General features: G+C 73.2%; 21 protein-coding genes and 1 riboswitch. Of the genes, 17 read left to right on the forward strand and 4 right to left on the reverse strand.

Annotated elements, in window-relative coordinates; all coding sequences use genetic code 11:
• Positions 1 to 32: 32 nt before the first annotated feature.
• From QHG49_RS28940 to QHG49_RS28965, 6 genes are all read left to right on the forward strand, one after another.
• Entirely contained in the window at positions 33 to 2,492 is a 2,460-nt protein-coding gene (locus QHG49_RS28940; protein ID WP_301491788.1) for an ATP-binding protein, read from the forward strand.
• Complete coding sequence (locus QHG49_RS28945; protein WP_370530517.1) at positions 2,482 to 3,000, forward strand: roadblock/LC7 domain-containing protein; 519 nt, start codon at positions 2,482 to 2,484, stop codon at positions 2,998 to 3,000. Before QHG49_RS28940 ends, QHG49_RS28945 begins: the two co-directional genes overlap by 11 nt.
• Before the next feature lie 7 nt (positions 3,001 to 3,007).
• On the forward strand, positions 3,008 to 3,391 hold the full coding sequence (locus QHG49_RS28950; protein WP_301491789.1) for a DUF742 domain-containing protein: 384 nt from the start codon (positions 3,008 to 3,010) through the stop codon (positions 3,389 to 3,391).
• Positions 3,392 to 3,493: 102 nt separating this feature from the next.
• Positions 3,494 to 4,168 (forward strand): DUF4232 domain-containing protein, encoded by a 675-nt coding sequence (locus QHG49_RS28955; protein ID WP_145490222.1) that lies wholly within the window; start codon positions 3,494 to 3,496, stop codon positions 4,166 to 4,168.
• Positions 4,169 to 4,373: 205 nt separating this feature from the next.
• Positions 4,374 to 5,162, forward strand: coding sequence for a carbon-nitrogen hydrolase family protein (locus QHG49_RS28960; RefSeq protein WP_301491792.1), 789 nt, complete (start codon positions 4,374 to 4,376; stop codon positions 5,160 to 5,162).
• A gap of 64 nt (positions 5,163 to 5,226) precedes the next feature.
• Positions 5,227 to 6,939, forward strand: coding sequence for an NAD(P)/FAD-dependent oxidoreductase (locus QHG49_RS28965; protein ID WP_145490217.1), 1,713 nt, complete (start codon positions 5,227 to 5,229; stop codon positions 6,937 to 6,939).
• 40 nt (positions 6,940 to 6,979) lie between these two features.
• Here QHG49_RS28965 and QHG49_RS28970 read toward each other — a convergent pair whose 3' ends face one another.
• From QHG49_RS28970 to QHG49_RS28980, 3 genes are all read right to left on the reverse strand, one after another.
• Positions 6,980 to 7,909, reverse strand: coding sequence for a TIGR03619 family F420-dependent LLM class oxidoreductase (locus QHG49_RS28970; RefSeq protein ID WP_159699569.1), 930 nt, complete (start codon positions 7,907 to 7,909; stop codon positions 6,980 to 6,982).
• 61 nt (positions 7,910 to 7,970) lie between these two features.
• Positions 7,971 to 8,675 (reverse strand): DUF5995 family protein, encoded by a 705-nt coding sequence (locus QHG49_RS28975; protein ID WP_159699566.1) that lies wholly within the window; start codon positions 8,673 to 8,675, stop codon positions 7,971 to 7,973.
• A 76-nt stretch (positions 8,676 to 8,751) separates the two neighbouring features.
• Positions 8,752 to 10,152 (reverse strand): uracil-xanthine permease family protein, encoded by a 1,401-nt coding sequence (locus tag QHG49_RS28980; RefSeq protein WP_159699563.1) that lies wholly within the window; start codon positions 10,150 to 10,152, stop codon positions 8,752 to 8,754.
• A gap of 259 nt (positions 10,153 to 10,411) precedes the next feature.
• On the opposite strand from QHG49_RS28980, the gene QHG49_RS28985 reads away from it, so the two are divergent.
• The gene (locus QHG49_RS28985; RefSeq protein WP_301491793.1) at positions 10,412 to 10,870 is read left to right on the forward strand and encodes a thioesterase family protein; all 459 of its coding nucleotides are present in this window, start codon (positions 10,412 to 10,414) and stop codon (positions 10,868 to 10,870) included.
• Here the strand turns inward: QHG49_RS28985 and QHG49_RS28990 are convergent.
• Positions 10,830 to 12,032: an MFS transporter gene (locus QHG49_RS28990; protein WP_301491795.1), complete on the reverse strand. Its 1,203-nt coding sequence runs from the start codon at positions 12,030 to 12,032 to the stop codon at positions 10,830 to 10,832. The genes QHG49_RS28985 and QHG49_RS28990 overlap by 41 nt on opposite strands.
• 112 nt (positions 12,033 to 12,144) lie before the next feature.
• Between QHG49_RS28990 and QHG49_RS28995 the strand changes: the two genes are divergently transcribed.
• The 10 genes from QHG49_RS28995 (at position 12,145) to QHG49_RS29040 (ending at position 21,497) form a co-directional block, all read left to right on the forward strand.
• A complete protein-coding gene (locus tag QHG49_RS28995) occupies positions 12,145 to 13,470 on the forward strand; it encodes an ROK family transcriptional regulator (RefSeq protein WP_301491796.1) in 1,326 nt (441 codons plus the stop codon).
• Positions 13,471 to 13,809: 339 nt separating this feature from the next.
• Positions 13,810 to 13,940: riboswitch (FMN riboswitch) on the forward strand.
• Between the two features lie 161 nt (positions 13,941 to 14,101).
• A complete protein-coding gene (locus QHG49_RS29000; protein ID WP_301491798.1) occupies positions 14,102 to 14,725 on the forward strand; it encodes a riboflavin synthase in 624 nt (207 codons plus the stop codon).
• Positions 14,722 to 15,363 (forward strand): nicotinamide mononucleotide transporter family protein, encoded by a 642-nt coding sequence (locus tag QHG49_RS29005; RefSeq protein ID WP_145490193.1) that lies wholly within the window; start codon positions 14,722 to 14,724, stop codon positions 15,361 to 15,363. The genes QHG49_RS29000 and QHG49_RS29005 overlap by 4 nt, the downstream gene beginning before the upstream one ends.
• Complete coding sequence (locus tag QHG49_RS29010) at positions 15,360 to 16,664, forward strand: bifunctional 3,4-dihydroxy-2-butanone-4-phosphate synthase/GTP cyclohydrolase II (protein WP_301491799.1); 1,305 nt, start codon at positions 15,360 to 15,362, stop codon at positions 16,662 to 16,664. Before QHG49_RS29005 ends, QHG49_RS29010 begins: the two co-directional genes overlap by 4 nt.
• 45 nt (positions 16,665 to 16,709) lie before the next feature.
• The gene (gene ribH, locus QHG49_RS29015; protein WP_145490188.1) at positions 16,710 to 17,195 is read left to right on the forward strand and encodes a 6,7-dimethyl-8-ribityllumazine synthase; all 486 of its coding nucleotides are present in this window, start codon (positions 16,710 to 16,712) and stop codon (positions 17,193 to 17,195) included.
• Positions 17,196 to 17,229: 34 nt separating this feature from the next.
• Complete coding sequence (locus QHG49_RS29020) at positions 17,230 to 17,502, forward strand: phosphoribosyl-ATP diphosphatase (protein ID WP_007491392.1); 273 nt, start codon at positions 17,230 to 17,232, stop codon at positions 17,500 to 17,502.
• Positions 17,503 to 17,568: 66 nt separating this feature from the next.
• The gene (gene hisG / locus QHG49_RS29025) at positions 17,569 to 18,417 is read left to right on the forward strand and encodes an ATP phosphoribosyltransferase (protein WP_145490185.1); all 849 of its coding nucleotides are present in this window, start codon (positions 17,569 to 17,571) and stop codon (positions 18,415 to 18,417) included.
• A 10-nt stretch (positions 18,418 to 18,427) separates the two neighbouring features.
• Complete coding sequence (locus QHG49_RS29030; protein ID WP_145490182.1) at positions 18,428 to 18,892, forward strand: PH domain-containing protein; 465 nt, start codon at positions 18,428 to 18,430, stop codon at positions 18,890 to 18,892.
• Positions 18,893 to 19,107: 215 nt separating this feature from the next.
• Positions 19,108 to 20,442 carry a hemolysin family protein gene (locus tag QHG49_RS29035; protein WP_159699548.1) on the forward strand — a complete coding sequence of 445 codons (1,335 nt, stop codon included), beginning with the start codon at positions 19,108 to 19,110 and terminating at the stop codon, positions 20,440 to 20,442.
• Entirely contained in the window at positions 20,439 to 21,497 is a 1,059-nt protein-coding gene (locus QHG49_RS29040) for a hemolysin family protein (protein WP_145490176.1), read from the forward strand. The genes QHG49_RS29035 and QHG49_RS29040 overlap by 4 nt, the downstream gene beginning before the upstream one ends.
• Positions 21,498 to 21,515: the final 18 nt, after the last annotated feature.

Below are 21,515 nucleotides of genomic sequence, written 5' to 3' on the forward strand. Positions count from 1 at the left end.
CTCTACTGACTGGTAATACCGGTAGGTCTTCCATGCGCTGGCCCCTCGGCCGTCCCACCACCGTCCGCACCCGGATCGTGGCGCTCGCGCTCGCCCCGGCGGTCGCCCTGACGGCCCTGTGGGGCTTCGCCATGGTGTCCGTCACCGCGGAGCTGCGCGCGCTGATCCGGGTCCAGGGGGTGTACGACGACTTCGGGACCCCCGTGGACACCGCCGTCGGGCAGATCCAGATCGAGCGCCGGATGTCCGCCGCCTATCTGGGCGCGGGCGGCCGGGACGCCGCGGGGGCGGGCCGGCTGCTCGGCCAGCAGCGCCGCACCGACCAGGCGGTCGAGGCCATGCGGCAGGCGATCCGCGGCGGCGACCGGAGCCGGCTCACGGCGCGCCAGCGGCAGTCGCTGGACGCGATGGTCACGGCCACCGACCGGCTGGACGGGCTGCGGCAGCGGGTGCTCACCCGGAGGATCGGCTGGGACCGGGCGGTCGAGCAGTACAGCGCGCTGATCGAGCCCACCTTCGATGTGCAGTCCACGCTGACCGCGCTCCAGGCCGGGCAGCTCGCCCGGGAGACCGGGACCGTCTTCGAGCTGGTGCGGGTGCGCGAGTTCGTCTCCCGCGAGGACGCGCTGGTCGTCGGGGCGGGGGCGGCGGGCACCGCGCTGACCCCGGGCCAGTACGGCGCGCTCACCCAGACCATCGAGGACCGGCGCGTCTTCCAGCAGACCTATGTGCCCGACCTGCCCGCCGACTCCCGGGCCCTGTTCGAGAAGTTCCAGGACGGCGCGCTGTACCGCTCGCTGGTCCAGGGCGAGGACGCGCTGCTGCGGGCCGGGGCGGGCGGGGCGTCCCGGGCGGTCGCGGCGGACGGCTGGCGCTCGACCGCCGACCGGATCGTCGAGCAGTACCGCGATCTGTGCACCGAGGCCGGTGACAACTCCGCCGCGCGCGGGCGGGCGTTCGCCTACCGGGAGCTGACCAAGGCCGCGATCGCCGGTGCCGCCGGGCTGGCCGTCGCGGGGCTGTCGCTGTGGTTCGCGATGCGCGGCGCGCGGCGGATCTCGCGCCGCCTGGAGGCGCTGCGGGACGCGGCGGATGTGCTCGCCGGGCGGCAGCTTCCCGATGTGATGCGCAGGTTGAGCGCCGGTGAGGAGGTGGACGCGGTGGCCGAGGCGCCGCCGCTCGCCGCCGCCGGGGACCGCGACGACGAGATCGGGCAGGTCGGCCGGTCCTTCAACGCCGCGCGGCTCGCCGCCGTCGAGGCCGCGGTGCGGCAGGCGACCCTGCGCCGGGGCCTGTTCGCGGTGCTGCTCAACATCGCGCGCCGCAACCAGGCGCTGGTGCACCGGCAGTTGAAGCTGGTGGACACGCTGGAGCGGCGCACCGAGGACCCCGACATCCTGCGCGAGCTGTTCCGCATCGACCATCTCACCACCCGGATGCGGCGGCACGCGGAGAGCCTGATCATCCTCTCCGGCTCGGCGCCCGGCCGCCGTTGGCGCCGGCCCGTGCCCATCGCGCGGGTGGTCTCCTCGGCGGTCGGCGAGATCGAGGACTACGCGCGGGTGGTGGTGCCGCCGATGCCGGACACCGGGATCGCGGCGGACGCGGTCGCCGACGTCGTCCATCTCTGCGCCGAACTCCTGGAGAACGCCACGGTGTTCTCGCCGCCGCACACCCAGGTGACGCTGCGCACCGGGCGGGTCGGCGGCGGTTTCGTGCTGGAGATCGACGACCGTGGCCTCGGCCTCGACGCCGAGGCCCGCGCCCACGCCGAGCGCACCCTCACCGACCCCGACGCCTTCGACCCCACCCGCCACGACCGCCTCGGCCTCTACGTCGTCGGCCGCCTCGCCGCCCGCCACGGCATCGACGTCAGCCTCCGGGACTCCCCGTACGGGGGTACGACCGCGGTGGTCCTCCTCCCGGAGTCGATCCTGGCGGAGACCGGGGAGCCGGCCCCACCGACGGCACCCGAGCCGACCGCCGCGCTGACCGGTGCCGGGCATGGCGGGGTACGGCCGTTGCCGTCACGGCGCAGGAACGATCCTGCGGAGTCCGGGCCGCCGTCGCCCGTGCTGCCCGGTACGGACGGGGGCGGGGCCGGGCGGCCGACGCCGTCCGGGCGTCCGGGAACGCACGAGTCCGGTGCCGGCCGGGATGCGGCGGGGGCCGGGTCCGCGCCGGCCGGGAGTTCCGGTGCGTCCCCGGCCGGTGCCGGGTGGCAGAAGCCGTCCGAGCCTGCCGCCCCCGCTCTCCCCACCCGTGTCCGGCAAGCCTCGCTCGCGCGGCAGTTGCGGGAGGAGCCGCAGGCGCGGGGCGGGCGGCGGGAGGTGGATGCCGAGGAGATGAGGGCGATCTTCGGGGCGTTCCAGCGTGGGCTCGATCAGGGGCGCAAGGGGATGCCCGCGCGGCCCGCGCAGGCCGGGGCCAGTGATGGCGACACCGTGAACAACCACGTCGACGAAGGGACGGACACCGACGATGCACGGTGACGACCAGACCCGTGACCAGCCCGCCGCGCCCGCCGCGCCCGCCGCGCCCGCCGCGCCCGCCGCGCCCGCCGCGCCCGCCGCGCCCGCCGCGCCCGCCGCGCCCGCCGCGCCCGCCGGAACACCCGGCACGGACCTCGGCTGGCTGCTGGACGACCTCGTGGCGCGCACCGACCACGTCCGCCAGGCCGTGCTGCTCACCGCCGACGGCCTCGCGCTGAGCAGCTCCGAGGGCATGCCCCGGCAGGACATCGAGCACCTGGCCGCCGTCTGCTCCGGCTTCCACGGCCTCGCCCGTTCCGCGGGGCAGCGGTTCGCCGCGGGCAGGGTGCGCCAGACCATGGTGATGCTGGACGAGGCCTACCTGTTCATCACCCCGGCAGGGCACGGCAGCCGCCTCGCCGTACTCAGCGAGGCCAACACCGACGTCGGCCAACTCGCCCACGAGATGGCCCTGTTGGTCCGCCGTCTCGGCAGTCATCTGGACGCGGCGGCCCGTGCCACCCCATGATCCCGCCGTGAGCGACGAGCACTGGTACGAGGACGAGACCGGGTCGATGGTGCGCCCCTACACCGTGACCCGGGGCCGCACCCGGCCCTCGGACCGGCATGCCGTCGACCTGATGTCCCAAGTCACCGCCCTGGAGGCGGCGGACGCCGCGGGCGCCGGCGTCGACCACGCGCGCGCCGCCCTGCTGGACCTGGTACGACGCGGCCCCCGCCCGGTCGCCGAGCTGGCCGCGGACGCCGACCTGCCCCTGACCGTGGTGCGGGTGCTGCTCGGCGACCTGGCCGAGGCGGGCCTCGTCCGCATCGCCGCGCCCCGCCGCGACCCGGCCGGCGGCCCCACCGCCGACCCCGGGCTCCTGCGGGAGATCGTCGACCGGCTGCGCGAGATCTAGTGTTTGTAACAGCCATGTAGGGGACCCGTGTCGGCCGGAACCCTTGATCCACCCGGGTTGTCTCAGGGAACAGCACGTCAGCCGGACCTCTTAAGGGGAAACATGCGCGTCCAGAAGATCTCGCTGCTCGCCGTCGCCGTCGCCGCGGGCCTGTCGCTCACCGCCTGCGGGAGCAGCGACAGCAACTCCGGCGGCAGCGACTCCTCCGCGCCGAGCGGCGCCGCCTCGGACACCTCGGGCGCCCAGGCATCGGGCGGCAGCGGCGGTTCGACGGGCGCCACCGCCTCCTCGGGATCCGGCACCACCGGCTCCAGCGGCTCCACCGGCCAGAACGGCGGCCAGTCGGGCGGCACCCACGGCCCCACCGGTTCCGGCCGTGCCTCCGGCGCCGCCTGCACCACCGCCCACCTGGCCTTCAGCACCTCGGGCGGCATGGGTGAGGGCCAGCTGATCGTCAACATGAAGAACACCGGCTCGGCCAACTGCACCCTGCACGGCTTCCCGGGCGTGGACCTGAAGAGCAAGGACGGCACGGACAGCGCCACCCGCAGCAAGCTCGCCGCCCCCACCGTCACCCTCCAGCCGGGCGCCGAGACCCGCTTCACCCTGCACTACCCGCCGAACAACTCCGGCGGCTCGGGTGTGACCTTCACCCAGCTCGTCGTCACCCCGCCGAACGAGACCCACTCCACGACCCTGAACGCCCGCGTCAACGTCCCGGTCACCGAGAACGGCGGCTCCGGCATCACCGTCGACCCGGTCGGCACCGGCAAGTAACGCCGGCCCCGAAGCGCACGGGGGCGCCCGCACAGCGCCCCCCGGCCGCCTCCCGGCGCGGGCGCGCAACGAATCGCCGCCCCGCCCCCCTCGTACGCAACGAACCGCGCACCGGCGCGCAACGGCTGCTCCTTGTCCGGCCGAGCGCGCCGACCGTACCGTCTATCTGACCCCGAACCCCCTCCGTGACCGGTGAGGTAGACGCATGCGCACCGCCCTGCTCCAGAGCTCCGGCCACCCCGGCTCCGTCGCCGAGAACCTCCAGGTTCTGGACGAGGCCGCGGGCCGGGCCGCCGCCGCGGGCGCCGCGCTGCTGACCGCACCCGAGATGTTCCTCACCGGCTACGCGATCGGCGACGGGATCGGCCGCCTCGCCGAGCCCGCCGACGGCGCCTCGGCCGCCGCGGTCGCGGAGATCGCCGTCCGCCGCGGCCTCGCGATCGCCTACGGCTACCCCGAGCGCGACGGCGACACGGTCTACAACTCCGCGCAGCTGATCTCCGCCGACGGCACCCGGCTCGCGAACTACCGCAAGACCCACCTCTTCGGCTGCTTCGAGCGCGACCACTTCACCCCGGGCGGGCACCAGGTCGTCCAGGCCGAGCTGAACGGCCTCACCGTCGGCCTGCTGATCTGCTACGACGTCGAGTTCCCGGAGAACGTCCGGGCCCACGCCCTCGCCGGCACCGACCTGCTGCTGGTCCCGACCGCGCAGATGCACCCGTACCAGTTCGTCGCCGAGTCGATGATCCCGGTGCGCGCCTTCGAGAACCAGCTCTACGTCGCGTACGTCAACCGGGTCGGGCAGGAAGGGGAGTTCGAGTTCGTCGGCCTCTCCGTCCTCGCCGGACCCGACGGTGTCCCGCGGACCCGCGCCGGCCGCGCCGAGCAGCTGGTGTTCGCCGACGCCGACCCGGCCTTCCTGGCCGCCTCCCGCGAGGCCAACCCCTACCTGAAGGACCGCCGTCCGGACCTGTACGGCTCCCTGAGCTGACCCGACGCTCCCTCGACCGGCCCTTCTCTTCTCTCAGTTCTTCCGCGCAAGGAGTCCGTACCCCATGACGTCCACGGTGCCCAACGCCGTCGAGCACACCGACGGGCAGCAGCCGCCGATCACCATGTTCGGCCCGGACTTCCCCTACGCCTACGACGACTACCTCGCCCACCCGGCGGGCATCGGCCAGATCCCGGCGACCGAGCACGGCACCGAGGTCGCCGTCATCGGCGGCGGCCTGTCCGGTGTCGTCGCCGCCTACGAGCTGATGAAGATGGGCCTCAAGCCCGTCGTCTACGAGGCCGACCAGCTCGGCGGCCGGCTGCGCACCGTCGGCTTCGAGGGCTGCGACGAGGAGCTGAACTGCGAGCTGGGCGCGATGCGCTTCCCGCCCTCCTCCACCGCCCTCCAGCACTACATCGACCTGGTCGGCCTCACCACCCGGCCCTTCCCGAACCCGCTGGCCGAGGCGACCCCCTCGACCGTCGTGGACCTCAAGGGCGAGTCGCACTACGCCGTCACCGTCGACGACCTGCCCCAGGTGTACCGGGACGTCGCCGACGCCTGGAACAAGTGCCTCGAAGAGGGCGCCGACTTCTCCGACATGAACCGCGCGATGCGCGAGCGTGACGTGCCGCGCATCCGCGAGATCTGGGCGAAGCTGGTCGAGAAGCTCGACAACCAGACCTTCTACGGCTTCCTGTGCGACTCCGAGGCCTTCAAGTCCTTCCGGCACCGGGAGATCTTCGGCCAGGTCGGCTTCGGCACCGGCGGCTGGGACACCGACTTCCCCAACTCCATCCTGGAGATCCTGCGCGTCGTCTACACCGAGGCCGACGACCACCACCGGGGCATCGTCGGCGGCTCCCAGCAGCTGCCGCTGCGCCTGTGGGAGCGCGAACCGGCGAAGATCGTCCACTGGCCGCACGGCACCTCGCTCGGCTCCCTGCACCCGAACGGCGAGCCGCGCCCGGCCGTGACCCGGCTGCACCGCACCGCGGGCAACCAGATCACCGTGACGGACGCGAACGGCGACATCCGCACCTACAAGGCGGCGATCTTCACCGCCCAGTCCTGGATGCTGCTGTCCAAGATCGCCTGCGACGACTCGCTGTTCCCGATCGACCACTGGACCGCCATCGAGCGCACCCACTACATGGAGTCCAGCAAGCTCTTCGTGCCCGTCGACCGGCCGTTCTGGCTGGACAAGGCCGTCGACGACAGGGGAAATCCGACGGGGCGCGACGTCATGTCGATGACCCTCACCGACCGCATGACGCGCGGCACCTACCTCCTGGACGACGGTCCGGACAAGCCGGCCGTGATCTGCCTGTCGTACACCTGGTGCGACGACAGTCTGAAGTGGCTGCCGCTGTCCGCGAACGAGCGGATGGAGGTCATGCTGAAGTCGCTCGGCGAGATCTACCCGAAGGTCGACATCCGGAAGCACATCATCGGCAACCCGGTGACCGTCTCCTGGGAGAACGAGCCCTACTTCATGGGCGCGTTCAAGGCCAACCTGCCCGGCCACTACCGCTACCAGCGGCGCCTGTTCACGCACTTCATGCAGGACCGGCTGCCCGCCGACAAGCGGGGCATCTTCCTCGCCGGCGACGACATCTCCTGGACGGCGGGCTGGGCCGAGGGCGCCATCCAGACCGCGCTGAACGCGGTCTGGGGCGTCATGCACCACTTCGGCGGCGAGACCGACGCGACCAACCCGGGCCCGGGCGACGTCTACGACGAGATCGCGCCCGTGGAACTCCCGGAGGACTGACCGGGCGGCACCGGCCCGGGACAGAGGCGCGGGCGGCCGGTCAGACCCCGGCGGCCCGCGCCTTCTCGAACACCTCGGCGGCGACGTCCGTCAGCTCCGCCGCGTCCCGCGCGGTGCTCTGGAGGTCGAGGAGGATCTCCTCCAGGCCGATCTCCGCGTACTCCGCCAGGTCCCGCACGATCTGGTCGACGCTGCCCTGGAACGGACGGCGGTCGCCGCCCTCGTACGTCTCGCGCCGCAGCTCGGCGTTCACCCGCAGCACCGAGCGGATCGGCTCCGTACGGCCGCGCTCCTCGGCCAGTTCGCGCAGCTGCCGCCACTGGTCGGCGACCCGTGTGCCGCCCATGGCCACCGGCAGCCAGCCGTCGGCCTTGTCGACCAGGCGCCGCCAGGACCGCCGGTTGCCCGCGGCCAGCAGGATCGGGATCGGGCGCGCGGGCTTGGGCCCGACGACGGCCGGGGCGATGGTCGTCAGGGGGCCGTCGTGGGCGACCGGGTCCGGGCCCCACACCGCGCGGCACACGTCGATGATCTCGTCCAGCACCGCGCCGCGCTCCTCGAAGGGCCGTACGCCCGCGGCCGCGTACTCGTCCAGGGACCAGCCGGTGCCGAGGCCCGCCAGTACCCGGCCGCCGCTCGCCGCGTCGAGCGTGGCCAGCGCCCTGGCCAGCTGGAACGGCAGATGCAGCGGCGCCACCAGCACACTGGTGCCCAGTTCCACGCGCTCGGTGGCCGCGGCGGCCAGGGTGAGGGCGACCAGCGGCTCCGCCACCGAGCGGTACTCGTCGGGCCAGGGCAGGCCGTCGATGCCGTACAGCCCCTGGGTGGCGGGCTCCGGGAACAGGGCCCGTTCGAAGACCCACAGGCTGTCGTAGCCGATGCCCTCGGCGGCGCGGGCCACCGCCGGGACGTCCTTGCCGATCGAGAACTGCCGCATCTGGGGGAGACCGAGACCGAGCCGGGTCGTCATACCAACGCTCCTTCACCATCGGGTTCTTGCCGAGCAGGGGGTTGTCGGGCGCGCGCCGCTCTCAGCACGCGAGCGGCGTCAGCAGCATCCTGCCCGCGAACCCCACCGCCGCGTCCAGCCGTTCGGCGAACTCCCCGGCGATGTCCGGGCTGTGCCGCAGCGCCCACAGGGCCCGCGCCGCCGTCCAGGCCGCGTCCCGGGCGCGCTCCAGGCTCCAGGCGGCCAGGAGATGGGTGAGCGGGTCGGCGAGCTGGAGGAGATCGGGACCCGGCATCAGGTCTTCGCGGACCCGTTCCTCCAGGGCCGTGAGGATCTCGCCGACATGGTCGAACTCGTCGGCCAGATCGGCGGGTTCGCAGCCGACGGTGCGGCAGGCGTCCACCACGGCGAGGGCCAGGTCGTGCCCGATGTGCGCGTTGACGCCCGCGAGCGCGAACTGGAGCGGCCGGACATGGGGGTGGCGGCGCAGCTGGAACAGCGGGCGCCAGCAGGCGGGCGGCCTCAGGTCCGCCTCGGCGGCGTCGATCGCGGTGAGGTAGCGCTCGGCGAAGCGCACGTCCAGCGCCGCGGCCGCCCGGGGATCGGGGAACTCCCCGGCGCCCAGACGCCGGTCGATGTCCTCGGTGACGGTGAGGTAGACCCGGTTGAAGACGGCGACGCCGTCCCGCTCGGGCAGGACGGCGGCCAGCGCCCGCATCCGGGAGACCACGGCCTCGACGGGGCCGGTGGTGCCGGCGGGGCCGATGACGGGGGACGACTGCGACATGGGGGAAGGGTCGCAGCCCGGGCCCGGCCGGGGTGCCGACCGGCCCGGTGCGTCGCCGGAACGGGGGAACGGCTCCTTACGACTCCGCGGCCGGGGGCTTCCCGGACTCCGGGTCGTAGCTGGAGGTGCCCTCGTCCAGCAGCGGCGCCTGCTGCTTGAGGTGGGCCGGGGCGAAGGCGCGCAGCGCGTGGTAGCCGGTGATGACGACCAGGGTGCCCAGCGCGATACCGCTGAGCGAGAAGTTGCTGGTGAACTTCATGCTGACGTTGCCCACGCCGATGATGATGCCCGCGGCGGCCGGCACCAGGTTCAGCGGGTTGCGCAGGTCCACCTTGGCGTTGAGCCAGATCTGCGCGCCGAGCAGGCCGATCATGCCGTACAGGATGACCGTGATGCCGCCGAGCACACCGCCCGGGATGGCGGCCACGATCGCGCCGAACTTCGGGCACAGGCCGAACAGCAGGGCGAAGCAGGCGGCCGCCCAGTACGCGGCGGTGGAGTAGACGCGGGTCGCGGCCATCACGCCGATGTTCTCGGAGTACGTGGTGTTCGGCGGTCCGCCCACCGCGGTGGACAGCACGGAGGCGACGCCGTCGGCCGAGATCGCCGTACCCAGCTTGTCGTCCAGCGGGTCGCCGGTCATCTCGCCGACCGCCTTGACGTGGCCCGCGTTCTCCGCGACCAGCGCGATGACGACCGGGAGCGCGACCAGGATCGCCGACCACTGGAAGGACGGGCCGTGGAAGTGCGGCAGACCGATCCAGTCGGCCTTGGACACGCCCGAGAGGTCCAGCCGCCAGTGGTCGGTCAGCCTGCCGTCGCCGCCCACGGAGTGGATCCTGCCGAAGACCCGGTCGAAGACCCAGGAGATGCCGTAGCCGAAGATCAGCCCGAGGAAGATCGCGATCCGGGACCAGAAGCCGCGCAGGCAGACCACCGCGAGCCCGGTGAACAGCATCACCAGCAGCGCCGTCCACTGGTCCTGCGGCCAGTAGGTGGAGGCGGTCACCGGGGCCAGGTTGAAGCCGATCAGCATCACGACCGCGCCGGTCACGATGGGCGGCATGGCCGCGTGGATGATCCGCGCCCCGAACTTCTGCACCGCGAGACCCACCAGGAACAGCACCACGCCGACGGCGAGGGTCGCGCCGGTCACCGTGGCGCTCGTGCCGCCCTGCGCGCGGATGACGGCGGCCACGCCCACGAACGACAGCGAGCAGCCGAGGTAGCTGGGCACCCGGCCGCGGGTGGCGAGCAGGAAGATGACCGTGGCGACGCCGGACATCATGATCGCCAGGTTGGGGTCCAGGCCCATCAGCACCGGCGCCACGAAGGAGGCGCCGAACATCGCGACCACGTGCTGGGCGCCGAGGCCCACCGTCCGGGGCCAGGACAGCCGTTCGTCGGGCCGTACCACCGCTCCGGGCGCGGGCGTCTTGCCGTCACCGTGCAGTTTCCAGCGCACGCCGAGGTCCATGGTGGGGTTTCGCTTTCTGTGGTGCGTCCTTGCGTCCTCGTGTCCGGGCAGCCGAGCGGGCCGGGGGACAGGGGGGTGTCCGCACCATTGTCGCCGGTCGTCGGCGCGCTCCGCGCACACCGTCCGCGCGGGGGCGCGCCGGGGGTGTGCGCCGGGGGTGTGCCCGGGGCGTCCCGGGGGGCGTGCTGAGCGGTCGCTTAGTATGGATGACCGTACGTCCCGGGGGCCGCCCCCGGCCGCCTTGCCCCAGGAGTCCGCCGTGACCGTCGAAGCCCCCTCCGTCCCCGCCGTCTCGTACGGCCGGCTGATCCCCGTCACCGTCCACTTCGACGACCTCGACGCGCTCGGCCTGCTGCACAACGCCCGCTATCCGCTGCTGGTCGAGCGCGCCTGGACCGAGCTGTGGCACGAGCACGGCATCCGCTTCGACGGTGACTGGGTGGCGGCCGGGGACGCCTGCAACGCGGTGCGCGAACTGCGCATCGGCTACGAGGCCCCGGTCACCAGCCCCGGCCGCTACGCCGTGCACCTGTGGCTGGAACGGCTCGGCAACACCGGCCTGACCTACGGCTTCCGCTTCTGCTCGGCGGACGGCGCCGCGACCTACGCCCGGGGCGAGCGGGTGCTGGTCCGGCTCGACGCGACCACCCTGCGCCCGGCGCCGTGGAGCGACGGCTTCAGGGCCGTGGCCCGGGAACTGCTGCGGCCCGCGGGCTGACCTCCCGCGCCCCACCGCGCTCGGCGGAGCGCAGCACACCCGCGCACACCGTGAGCCCGCACGCGAGCACCGTCACCACGCCGAACGAGACCACCAGGCTGGTCGCCTGCGCCACTCCGCCGATCAAGCTGGGCGCGATCAGCCCCGAGGTGTAGGTGATGGTTGCCACGCCCGCGATGGCCTGGCTCGGGTTGGGCCCGGCGTGCCCGGCGGCGGCGAAGCACAGCGGTACGACGACCGCGATGCCGAGCCCCATCAGGGCGAAGCCGCCCATCGCCACCGCGGGCTGCCCGGCGAGCACCACCAGCAGACCGCCGAGGACGGCCAGCACACCGCCTGCCCGGACCGTGCGCACCGCGCCGAACCGGTTCACCACCGCGTCCCCGGCGATCCGGGCCACGGCCATCGTCAGCATGAACGCGGTGGTCGACGCCGCCGCGAGGGTGGCCGAGCTGTCCAGCCGGTCCCGCAGGAACACCGCCGACCAGTCGAGGCTCGCGCCCTCCGCGAACACCGCGCAGAAGCCGACCATGCCGATCAGCAGCGCGGAGCGGGGCGGCAGCGCGAACCGGGGCGGGGGCTCCTCGTCCTCGGTGGGCTGTATGTCCGGCACCCAGGTGCAGGAGAGCAGGCCGAGCACGGTCAGGACGGCCGAGGCCAGCAGGAAGTGGGTGCGCGCGTCGGCCCCGAGGTGGGCGGCGAGGGTGCCGGCGGCCGAGCCGATCAGGGCGCCCGCGCTCCACATCCCGTGCAGGCCGGACATCACCGACTTGCCGAGCCGCCGCTCCACCTCGACGCCGAGCGCGTTCATCGCCACGTCCGCCATGCCCGCGCACGCGCCGTAGACGAACATCGCGAGGCACAGGGTGGGCAGATTCGGGGCGAGGGACGGCAGGACGAGGGAGAGGGTCCACAGGGCGATCAGCCCGCGCAGGGCGTTGCGGCTGCCGAAGCGGTGGCTGATCCGGCCCGCGAGCGGCATCGCGCAGGAGGCGCCGAGCGCGGTGAAGGCGAGCGCGAAGCCCAGCCGGCCCGCGCCGAGCGAGGCGTGGTCCTGGACCCAGGGCACCCGGGTCGCGAAGGAGCCGGTCACGGCGCCGTGGACGGCGAACACGGCCGCGACGGCGTACCGCGCGCGGCGCACTGCGCTCAGGTCCCGCATGTCTGCGTTCCTCCCCGGGTGATGGCGCGTCGTAAACTATCAGGGACCCTGCCTGATAGATAGCGCTTATTCCGCCGAGGCCCCGCCCCGCCGATGTGGAAGGATCCCCGCCATGCCCGCATCACCGAGCACCGCCCGGGCCATCAACGACCGGCTGGCCCTGGGGCTCCTCCAGGACCAGGGCCCGCTGACCGCGGGGCAGTTGAAGCAGCTGACGGGGCTGTCCCGGCCGACGGTCGCCGATCTCGTCGAACGGCTCGGCGCGGCCGGGCTGATCACCGTCGTGGGGGAGTCCGGCGCGGCCCGCCGGGGACCGAACGCCCGGCTCTACGGCATCGCCGCCGACCGCGCCCATCTGGCGGCGCTCGATGTGCGCACCGAGGGGGTCGTCGTGCTGGTCGCCGACCTGGTGGGGCGGGTGCTCGCGGAGGCGTCCGTGCCGATCGAGGGGGACACCGGGACCGGGCCCGCGGTGCGGCGGGTGGTGGCGGCGGTGGCGGGGGCCGTCGGGCGGGCCGGCGTCGAGGGGCTGCACACGGCCGGCATCGGCGCGCCGGGCCTCATCGACCCGGCCACGGGTGACCTGCGCGACTCCGCGGGGCTGCCCGCGTGGCACCGCAGCCTGTCCGCCGCCCTCCAGGAACGGCTGCCGGGGGCCCGCGTCACCGTGGAGAACGAGACCAACCTCGCCGCCCTCGCCGAACAGCGCGAGGGCGCCGCCCGCGACCGCGACACCTTCGTCCTCCTCTGGCTCGGCCACGGCACCGGCGCGGCGGTCGTCCTCGACGGCACCCTGCGCCGCGGCGCCTCCGGCGGCACCGGCGAGATCGGCTTCCTCCCGGTGCCGGGCACCCCCACGCTCCCCTCCGCCACGGACTGCACGGGCGGCTTCCACACACTGGCGGGTGCGGCGGCGGTCGTCTCCCTCGCCGGGGAACACGGCCTGCCGACACCGACGACACCGGACGGCCCCGGGGCGGCGGGGGTCGTGCGGTGGGCGGTGGAGCGGGTCACGGCGGCGGGGGAGTCCGGCGGGCTGGGCGGGCCGGAACAGAAGGGGGAGCCGGCGAGGGAGTTCGCGGGGGCGGCGGAGGAGGGGAAGCCGGTGACGGGGTTCGCCGGGACGGCGGCGGAGGCCGACGCCTGTGCGCGCTTCCTCTCCGCCCTCGCCGACCGTCTCGCCATCGGCGCCGCCTCCGTCGTCGCCGTGCTGGACCCCGGCTGCGTGGTGCTCGGCGGAGAGATCGGCCACGCCGGGGGCGATGTGCTCGCCGGGCTCGTGGCGGAGCGGCTCGGGGCGATGTCGCCCCTGCCCACCGAGGTCCGCGTCGGCGCACTCGGTGGCTCCGCCGTCCTGCGGGGCGCCCTGCTGACGGCCCGCGACCAGGCCCAGGACGAGCTGTGGTCCGCCCCGCTCCGGTCACCGGTCCCGTCGTAGCGGCGCCGGCCGGACCGGACCCACGGGCCGGATCCCGTCGGCGGACCGCGCCCGGACAGGGCGCGAGGGCGAGACGCGGCATCGCCCCGGTTCCGGAGGGCTGGGCGACCCGGCGGCGGGCAAGGGCCGTCGTCACCGCCGCCGGGCCCGATCGGCACCCTAAAAGGACTAGACCATTACGGTCAATGGGGCTGGAGGGGCCAACCCGCACCGAAGAGGGGGGAGTTGGGGGCGGGGCTCGCGGCGCCCGCCTCCGGGGGGTACGGAGTGTGAGCGAGCCCACACGGACCCCCTGTCGGCGCGGCCGCCCGGCGTGGCACACTGGCCGTGTACCAGAAGCAGCGCACTCCGGGGTCGGTGAAAGTCCGAACCGGCGGTTACAGTCCGCGACCCGGTCGCCTCCAGCGACCGGTTGACCAGGTGAAATTCCTGGACCGACGGTTAAAGTCCGGATGGGAGGCAGTGCGCGGCGGGCGGGCATGCGTTCCGTGTGCGCGCCGCCGTATCCGGTCTCGTCCGTATCCGGACGGGCCCTTTTCGGCGACGCCCCGAGTGTGTGCTCACCCGTAGATTCTGTCGTCCGTCGACAGGCCCCGGAGTCCGTGCCCCATGAGGCAGGAGGACCCGGGAAGTGTTCACCGGAATCGTCGAAGAGCTGGGTGAGGTCACCGCCGTCGAGAACCTCGGCGACGCCTCCCGTTTCCGGCTCCGCGGCCCCGTCGTCACCGACGGCGCCCGGCATGGCGACTCCATCGCCGTGAACGGGGTCTGTCTCACCGTCGTCGACCACGAGGGCGACGAGTTCACCGCCGACGTCATGGCCGAGACCCTGAAGCGCTCCAGCCTGGGCGCGCTCACCACCGGCTCCCGCGTCAACCTCGAACGCCCCACCGCCGTCGGCGCCCGTCTCGGCGGCCACATCGTGCAGGGCCATGTCGACGGCACCGGCGAGGTCCTGGAGCGCACGGCCTCCGAGCACTGGGAGATCGTGAAGATCTCCCTGCCCGCCGGCCTCGCCCGCTACGTGGTCGAGAAGGGCTCCATCACCGTCGACGGCATCAGCCTCACCGTCGTGGACGCCGGCCCCGGCCACTTCACCGTCAGCCTCATCCCCACCACCCTCGCCCTGACCACGCTCGGCGTGAAGCAGCCCGGCGACCCGGTCAACCTCGAGGTGGACGTCATCGCCAAGTACGTCGAGCGCCTCCTCACGGTGGGCCGCGCCGACGGGAGCGGACAGGAGGCCGGCCGGTGAACTCGCTGAACACCGAGGCGTTCACCCTCTTCGGACAGCACATCCTGTGGTCCGACATGACCGGCAACATCCTCGGCCTGATCGGACTCGTCCTCGGCTGGCGCCGCTCCCTGTGGAGCTGGCCGGTGCAGTTCGTCTCCGGCCTGGTCCTCTTCGCCGCCTTCTACGGCCACCTCACCGGCAGCGCCGGCAAGCAGGCCGTCGTCATGGTCGTCGCCCTCTACGGCTTCTGGCAGTGGAACCGCGGCCGGGGCGGGACCGGCGACGGCCACATCTCTCCCCGCTTCGCCACCTGGCGCGAGCGCGCCGCCCTGATCGGCGCCGCCGCGATCGGCACCGTCGCCGTCGCCCTGCTGTTCACCGCGTTCCCGGAACTGTCCTGGGACCCCTGGCCGGACGCCTACATCTTCGTCGGCACCGTCGTCGCGATGTACGCGCAGGCCAAGGGCATGGTCGAGTTCTGGTTCGCCTGGCTGCTCGTCGACGTCGTCGGCGTCCCCCTCAACTTCACCAACGGCTACGCCTTCTCCGGCTTCGTCTACGTCATCTACGGCGCACTCGTCCTGTGGGGCATGCGCGACTGGTGGCTGCGCTCCCGCAAGAGCACGCGGCCCGCTCTGGAAGGAGCACCGGCATGACCTCGGCCACCCCGCTCTACGACCCCTACTCCTACTCCTACGACGGCGACAGCGTCGAGGAGTTCACCCTCGACCCCGTCGGGCAGGCCGTCGCCGACATCGCCGCCGGGCGCCCCGTGATCGTCGTCGACGACGAGGACCGGGAGAACGAGGGCGACCTCGTCATCGCCGCCGAGAAGGTGACCCCCGAGATCGTCGCCTTCATGATGAGCGAGTGCCGGGGCCTGGTCTGCGCCCCCATGGAGGCCGCGGAACTCGACCGGCTGCGGCTGCCGCAGATGGTCGAGGACAACACCGAGTCGATGAAGACCGCCTTCACCGTCTCCGTGGACGCCTCCGGCGCGCACGGCGTGACCACCGGCATCTCCGCCGCCGACCGCGCCACCACCCTCCAGCTGCTCGCGAGCGGCACCGCGGGGCCCGCCGACTTCGTGCGCCCCGGCCATGTCTTCCCGCTGCGCGCCCGGCCCGGCGGTGTCCTGGAGCGCAACGGCCACACCGAGGCCGCCGTCGACCTCGCCCGGCTCGCGGGGCTGCGCCCGGCCGGCGCCATCGTGGAGATCGCCGGTGAGGACGGCCGGATGCTGCGGCTGCCCGAGCTGATCCCGTTCGCCCGCAAGCACGGCCTGACGATCATCTCCATCGAGGACCTGATCGCCCACCGCCGCGGCACCGAGCCCACCGTCCGCCGCGAGGCCGAGACCCTGCTGCCCACCCGGCACGGCACCTTCACCGCGCACGGCTACCGCTCCACCGTCGACGGCGTCGAGCACGTCGCCCTCGTCCACGGCGAGATCGGCACCGGCGAGGACGTCCTGGTCCGGGTGCACTCCGAGTGCCTCACCGGCGATGTCTTCGGCTCGCTGCGCTGCGACTGCGGCCCCCAGCTGGACAGCTCCCTCGCCCGCATCCAGGAGGAGGGCCGCGGCGTCGTGGTCTACCTGCGCGGGCACGAGGGCCGCGGCATCGGCCTGCTGTCCAAGCTGCGCGCCTACGAACTCCAGGAGCGGGGCCGTGACACGCTCGACGCCAACCTGGAACTCGGCCTGCCCGCCGACGCCCGCGACTACGGGGCCGGCGCCCAGATCCTCGCCGACCTCGGCGTGCGCAGCGTCCGGCTGATGACCAACAACCCCGACAAGGCCGACGCGCTGGAGCGCCACGGCGTGCGGGTCGCCGGGCGGGAGCCGATGCCGGTCCAGGCGGGCGAGCACAATCTGCGCTATCTGCGCACCAAGCGGGACCGGATGGGCCACGACCTGCCCTGGCTGGACACCCCGGCCACCTGCCCGAACCAGTAGAACCAGTAAGCAAGCAACACCGGCGAGAAGGCACTTAGGAGAGACGTGAGCGGCAAGGGTGCACCGGAACTGTCCGTACGCAACGTCGGCGACCTCAGGGTCGCCGTCATCGCGGCGCAGTGGCACGAGAAGGTGATGGACGGTCTGGTGAACGGCGCCCTGCGCGCCCTCGGCGACCTCGGGATCGACGAGCCGACCCTGATCCGGGTCCCCGGCAGCTTCGAGCTCCCGGTCGCCGCCAAGGTGCTGGCCGCGCGCGGCTACGACGCGGTGGTCGCCCTCGGCGTCGTCATCCGCGGCGGCACCCCCCACTTCGACTACGTGTGCCAGGGCGTCACCCAGGGCCTCACCCAGGTCTCCGTGGAGACCGGCGTCCCGGTCGGCTTCGGCGTGCTCACCTGCGACACCGAGGAGCAGGCCCTGGACCGGGCCGGCATCGAGGGCTCCAGCGAGGACAAGGGCCACGAGGCGGTGATCGCGGCGGTCTCGACGGCCGCGACGCTGCGTTCGGTATCCGAACCCTGGCACTGAGGCGCCGGTCGGAGCGCGTAGGGTGAGGACCACCATGTCCAAGAAGACGTTCGAGGAGCTCTTCACCGAGCTCCAGCACAAGGCCGCCCACGGCGATCCCGCCACCTCCCGCACCGCCGAACTGGTCGGCAAGGGGGTCCATGCCATCGGCAAGAAGGTCGTCGAAGAGGCCGCCGAGGTCTGGATGGCCGCCGAGTACGAGGGCAAGGAGGCGGCAGCCGAGGAGATCTCCCAGCTGCTGTACCACGTCCAGGTGATGATGGTCGCCCGCGGGATCTCCCTGGACGACGTCTACGCCCACCTCTGACCGAACCGCCGCGCCGTGCCGCGGCACACCGCACCAGCCCCCTTCACCGCAAAGGAAGCCGTCCTCATGCTGCGCATCGCCGTCCCCAACAAGGGTTCCCTGTCCGGCCCTGCGGCGGACATGCTGCATGAGGCCGGCTACCGGCAGCGCCGGGAGACCAAGGAACTGCGGGTCGTGGACCCGGGCAACGAGGTCGAGCTGTTCTACCTCCGCCCCCGCGACATCGCCATCTACGTCTCCTCCGGCCGCCTCGACATCGGCATCACCGGCCGCGACCTGCTGGTCGACTCCGGCGCGGACGCCGAGGAGATCCTGGCGCTCGGCTTCGCCCGCTCCACCTTCCGCTACGCCGGCAAGCCGGGCACCGCGACCGGCGTCGAGGACCTGAAGGGCCGTACGGTCGCCACCTCGTACGAGGGCATCGTCGCCCGGCACCTCGCCGACAGCGGCGTCGACGCCTCCGTCGTCCACCTGGACGGCGCCGTGGAGACCGCGATCGAGCTGGGCGTCGCCGAGGTCATCGCCGACGTCGTGGAGACCGGCACCAGCCTGCGCAACGCGGGCCTGGAGGTCTTCGGCGAGCCGATCATGAAGTCCGAGGCCATCGTGGTCCGCCGCACCGGCGCGGACACGGAGGAGCCCAGGGTCCAGCAGTTCCTGCGCCGCCTCCAGGGCGTCCTGGTCGCCCGGACGTACGTGATGATGGACTACGACTGCCGGGTCGAGCAGCTGGAGAAGGCCGTCGCCCTCACCCCCGGCCTGGAGTCCCCGACCGTGTCCCCGCTGCACAACGAGGGCTGGGTCGCGGTCCGCGCCATGGTCCCCGCCAAGGAGGCGCAGCGGATCATGGACGACCTCTACGCCATCGGCGCCCGCGCCATCCTGACCACGGCCATCCACGCCTGCCGCCTCTGAGGGGTATGTGATGTCCGACCTGCCGACCCTGCCCAGCCTCCCCGTCACCTTCCGGCCGGGCCACACCCGGGCCGTCCTGCTCACCGCCGCCGTGGCGATCTTCCTCACCATCTCGGCGGTCGCCCTGCTCCTGGAGGGCCTCGGCCCGGGGGAGCGGATGAGTTTCGTGGTCACCGGGGCGCTGATCTTCTGGGTGCTCGCCCAGCTGGCCCGGATCAAGGTGGTCGCCGACGAGAGCGGCGTCACCGTCGTGAACATCGCCAGCAGGCGGCGCCTGGACTGGGCGGAGATCCTTCAGGTGAACCTCCGTCCGGGCGATCCCTGGGTGTTCCTCAACCTCAGCGACGGCACCAGCCTGCCCGCGCTCGGCATCCAGCCGGGCATCGCCAGGCAGCGGGCGATCGCCGACGCCAAGGCGCTGCGGGCGCTCGCCGAGGCCCGCTCGGCCGTCCGCCCGGGGGAAGATCAGGGCTGACCCGGGGGCGACTCCGGGTCGCCCACCCTGCCCGCCCGGCCCCGGTCTTGATTAACCTGGTGGGCGGAGGCCGCGCCGATCGCGCCTCCGCCCCTGTGCGCCGCCCGGTGCCAGGGGTTCCTGCGACCCGAGGAGTGAATCCCCCCGGCGATGGACGGATCGTCCTGTAGTACCTGCGCCGCCCCCACCCGACATACCGGGGAGGCGGCGGCATCGTGACCACCCCTCTGCTGCTCCTCGCAGCCGCGTTCGTGCTGATCCTGGCCAACGGATTCTTCGTGGCCGCCGAATTCGGTCTGGTGACGGTCGAGCGCCCCGAGGCCGAGAAGGCCGCCGCCGACGGCGACAAGCGCGCTCGTACGGTCGTGGAGGCGCTGAAGGAACTCTCCTTCCAGCTCTCCGGCACCCAGCTCGGCATCACCATCACCTCCCTGGTCGTCGGCATGCTCGCCGAACCCGCCCTGGGCCGGCTGCTGGGCGCCCCGTTCGCCGCGCTCGGCCTGCCCGACGGCATCGCCTCCGGTGCCGCCGTGCTCGTCGGCATGCTGCTGGCCTCCGCGATCCAGATGGTGATCGGCGAACTGGTGCCCAAGAACTGGGCGGTCTCCCGGCCGCTCCAGGTCGCGCGCTTCGTCGCGGGCCCCCAGCATCGGTTCTCCCGGCTGTTCCGGCCGGTGATCGCCGCGCTCAACACGGTCGCCAACCGGCTGGTCCGCGCCCTCGGCGTCGAACCCGCCGACGAACTGGCCTCCGCCCGCACCCCCGGCGAACTGGTCTCCCTGGCCCGGCACTCCGCGCAGGCCGGCGCCCTGGAGCAGGACACCGCCGACCTGTTCGTACGCACCCTCTCGCTGGGCGAGCTGACCGCGCAGCACGTGATGACCCCGCGCGTGAAGGTCAGCGCGCTCCAGGACTCGGCCACCGCCGAGGACGTGGTCAACCTCACCCGGGCCACCGGACTGTCCCGCTTCCCCGTCTACCGGGAGAAGATCGACGAGATCGTCGGCATGGCCCACCTCAAGGACGCCCTCGCCGTCCCGGCGCACGACCGGCTGCGCACCCCGGTCGGCCGCATCGCCCGCCCCGCGCTGCTGGTCCCCGAGACCCTGCCCGTCCAGCCCCTGCTGGCCCGGCTGCGCAGCGAACAGCCCATCGCGGTCGTGGTGGACGAGTACGGCGGCACGGCCGGCGTGGTCACCCTGGAGGACATCGTCGAGGAACTGGTCGGCGAGGTCCGCGACGAGCACGACGCCAAGGACGTGCCCGAGCTGGCCGCCGCCCCGCCCGAGGACGGCAGGCCCGCCTGGGACGTGGCCGGCAGCTGCCGGGTCGACATCCTCCAGCGCATAGGCCTGGACGTGCCCGAGGGGCCGTACGAGACCGTCGCCGGACTGGTCGCCGATCTGCTCGGCCGGATCCCGGCCCCCGGCGACCGGGCCGAACTGCCCGGCTGGCGGCTCGCGGTCCGCCAGGTCGGCCACTACCGCGCCGAACGGGTCCGCCTGGTCAGGACGGCCCCGGCGGCGAACATCGCGGAGGCCGCCCGATGAGCGTGCTCCAACTGGTCCTCGCCGCGCTGCTGGTGCTGGCGAACGGCTTCTTCGTCGGCGCCGAGTTCGCGCTCGTCTCCGTGCGCCGCAGCCAGATCGAACCGCTCGGCACCACCCGGGCCCGGCAGGTGCTGTACGGCCTGGAGCGGCTGCCGCAGATGATGGCCGCCGCCCAGTTCGGGATCACCCTGTGCTCCCTGACGCTCGGCGCGGTCGCCGAACCGACCGTGGCACATCTGCTGGAGCCGGTGTTCGAGGCGGTCCACCTCCCGGACGGCGTGATCCATCCGCTCGGCTATGTCATCGCGCTGGCCGCGGTGGTCTTCTTCCACCTGGTCATCGGCGAGATGGTGCCGAAGAACCTCGCGATGGCGGCGCCCGAGAAGGCGGCGCTGTGGCTCAGCCCGGGTCTGGTCTGGTTCGCCCGGGTGTGCAAGCCGATCACGGTGTCGCTGGGCGCCGTCGCCCAGGCCGTGCTGCGGCTGTTCCGGGTGGAGCCCAAGGACGAGGTCGAGGCGGTGGTCACCAGCGAGCAGCTCAACCGGCTCCTGGAGGACTCCGGACAGGCGGGCCTGCTCGACCCGGAGGAGAGGGAGCGCCTGGAGGACGCCCTGGAACTGGGCTCCCGCCCGGTCACCGACGTCCTGCTGCGCCGTGAGTCCCTGGTCACGGTCACGCCCGCGGTCACCCCGGGGGAGATCGTGCGGCTCACCGCGCGCACCGGGTACTCCCGCTTCCCGGTCGCGGCGACCGAGCAGGGCGCCTTCATGGGGTACGTCCACGTCAAGGACGTACTCGACCTGGAGGACTCCGAACGGGCGGTGCCGCAGAACATCTGGCGCCCGATGACGACCCTGCGGGCCGAGCTGCCCCTGGACGACGCCCTCACGGTCATGCGCCGCGCCGCCACCCACCTGGCGCAGGTGGCGGACCCGTCCGGCAAGGTGCTGGGTCTGGTCGCGCTGGAGGACGTCCTGGAGATGCTGGTCGGCGAGGTCCGGGACCCCGCGCACCGGGAGATCCCCGGCTTCCCGGAACAGGCGCTCGCCACATAGGCGCTCCCCGCACAGGGG

Origin of the sequence: Streptomyces sp. WP-1 (assembly GCF_030450125.1) — a bacterium.
GTDB classification, from domain to species: domain Bacteria; phylum Actinomycetota; class Actinomycetes; order Streptomycetales; family Streptomycetaceae; genus Streptomyces; species Streptomyces incarnatus.

Coding starts and splice junctions, on each gene's coding strand:
- QHG49_RS28940 (WP_301491788.1), top strand. CDS start 33: ATGCGCTGGCCCCTCGGCCGTCCCACCACCGTCCGCACCCGGATCGTG.
- QHG49_RS28945 (WP_370530517.1), top strand. CDS start 2,482: ATGCACGGTGACGACCAGACCCGTGACCAGCCCGCCGCGCCCGCCGCG.
- QHG49_RS28955 (WP_145490222.1), top strand. CDS start 3,494: ATGCGCGTCCAGAAGATCTCGCTGCTCGCCGTCGCCGTCGCCGCGGGC.
- QHG49_RS28960 (WP_301491792.1), top strand. CDS start 4,374: ATGCGCACCGCCCTGCTCCAGAGCTCCGGCCACCCCGGCTCCGTCGCC.
- QHG49_RS28965 (WP_145490217.1), top strand. CDS start 5,227: ATGACGTCCACGGTGCCCAACGCCGTCGAGCACACCGACGGGCAGCAG.
- QHG49_RS28970 (WP_159699569.1), bottom strand. CDS start 7,909: ATGACGACCCGGCTCGGTCTCGGTCTCCCCCAGATGCGGCAGTTCTCG.
- QHG49_RS28975 (WP_159699566.1), bottom strand. CDS start 8,675: ATGTCGCAGTCGTCCCCCGTCATCGGCCCCGCCGGCACCACCGGCCCC.
- QHG49_RS28980 (WP_159699563.1), bottom strand. CDS start 10,152: ATGGACCTCGGCGTGCGCTGGAAACTGCACGGTGACGGCAAGACGCCC.
- QHG49_RS28990 (WP_301491795.1), bottom strand. CDS start 12,032: ATGCGGGACCTGAGCGCAGTGCGCCGCGCGCGGTACGCCGTCGCGGCC.
- QHG49_RS28995 (WP_301491796.1), top strand. CDS start 12,145: ATGCCCGCATCACCGAGCACCGCCCGGGCCATCAACGACCGGCTGGCC.
- QHG49_RS29010 (WP_301491799.1), top strand. CDS start 15,360: ATGACCTCGGCCACCCCGCTCTACGACCCCTACTCCTACTCCTACGAC.
- QHG49_RS29020 (WP_007491392.1), top strand. CDS start 17,230: ATGTCCAAGAAGACGTTCGAGGAGCTCTTCACCGAGCTCCAGCACAAG.
- hisG (WP_145490185.1), top strand. CDS start 17,569: ATGCTGCGCATCGCCGTCCCCAACAAGGGTTCCCTGTCCGGCCCTGCG.
- QHG49_RS29030 (WP_145490182.1), top strand. CDS start 18,428: ATGTCCGACCTGCCGACCCTGCCCAGCCTCCCCGTCACCTTCCGGCCG.
- QHG49_RS29040 (WP_145490176.1), top strand. CDS start 20,439: ATGAGCGTGCTCCAACTGGTCCTCGCCGCGCTGCTGGTGCTGGCGAAC.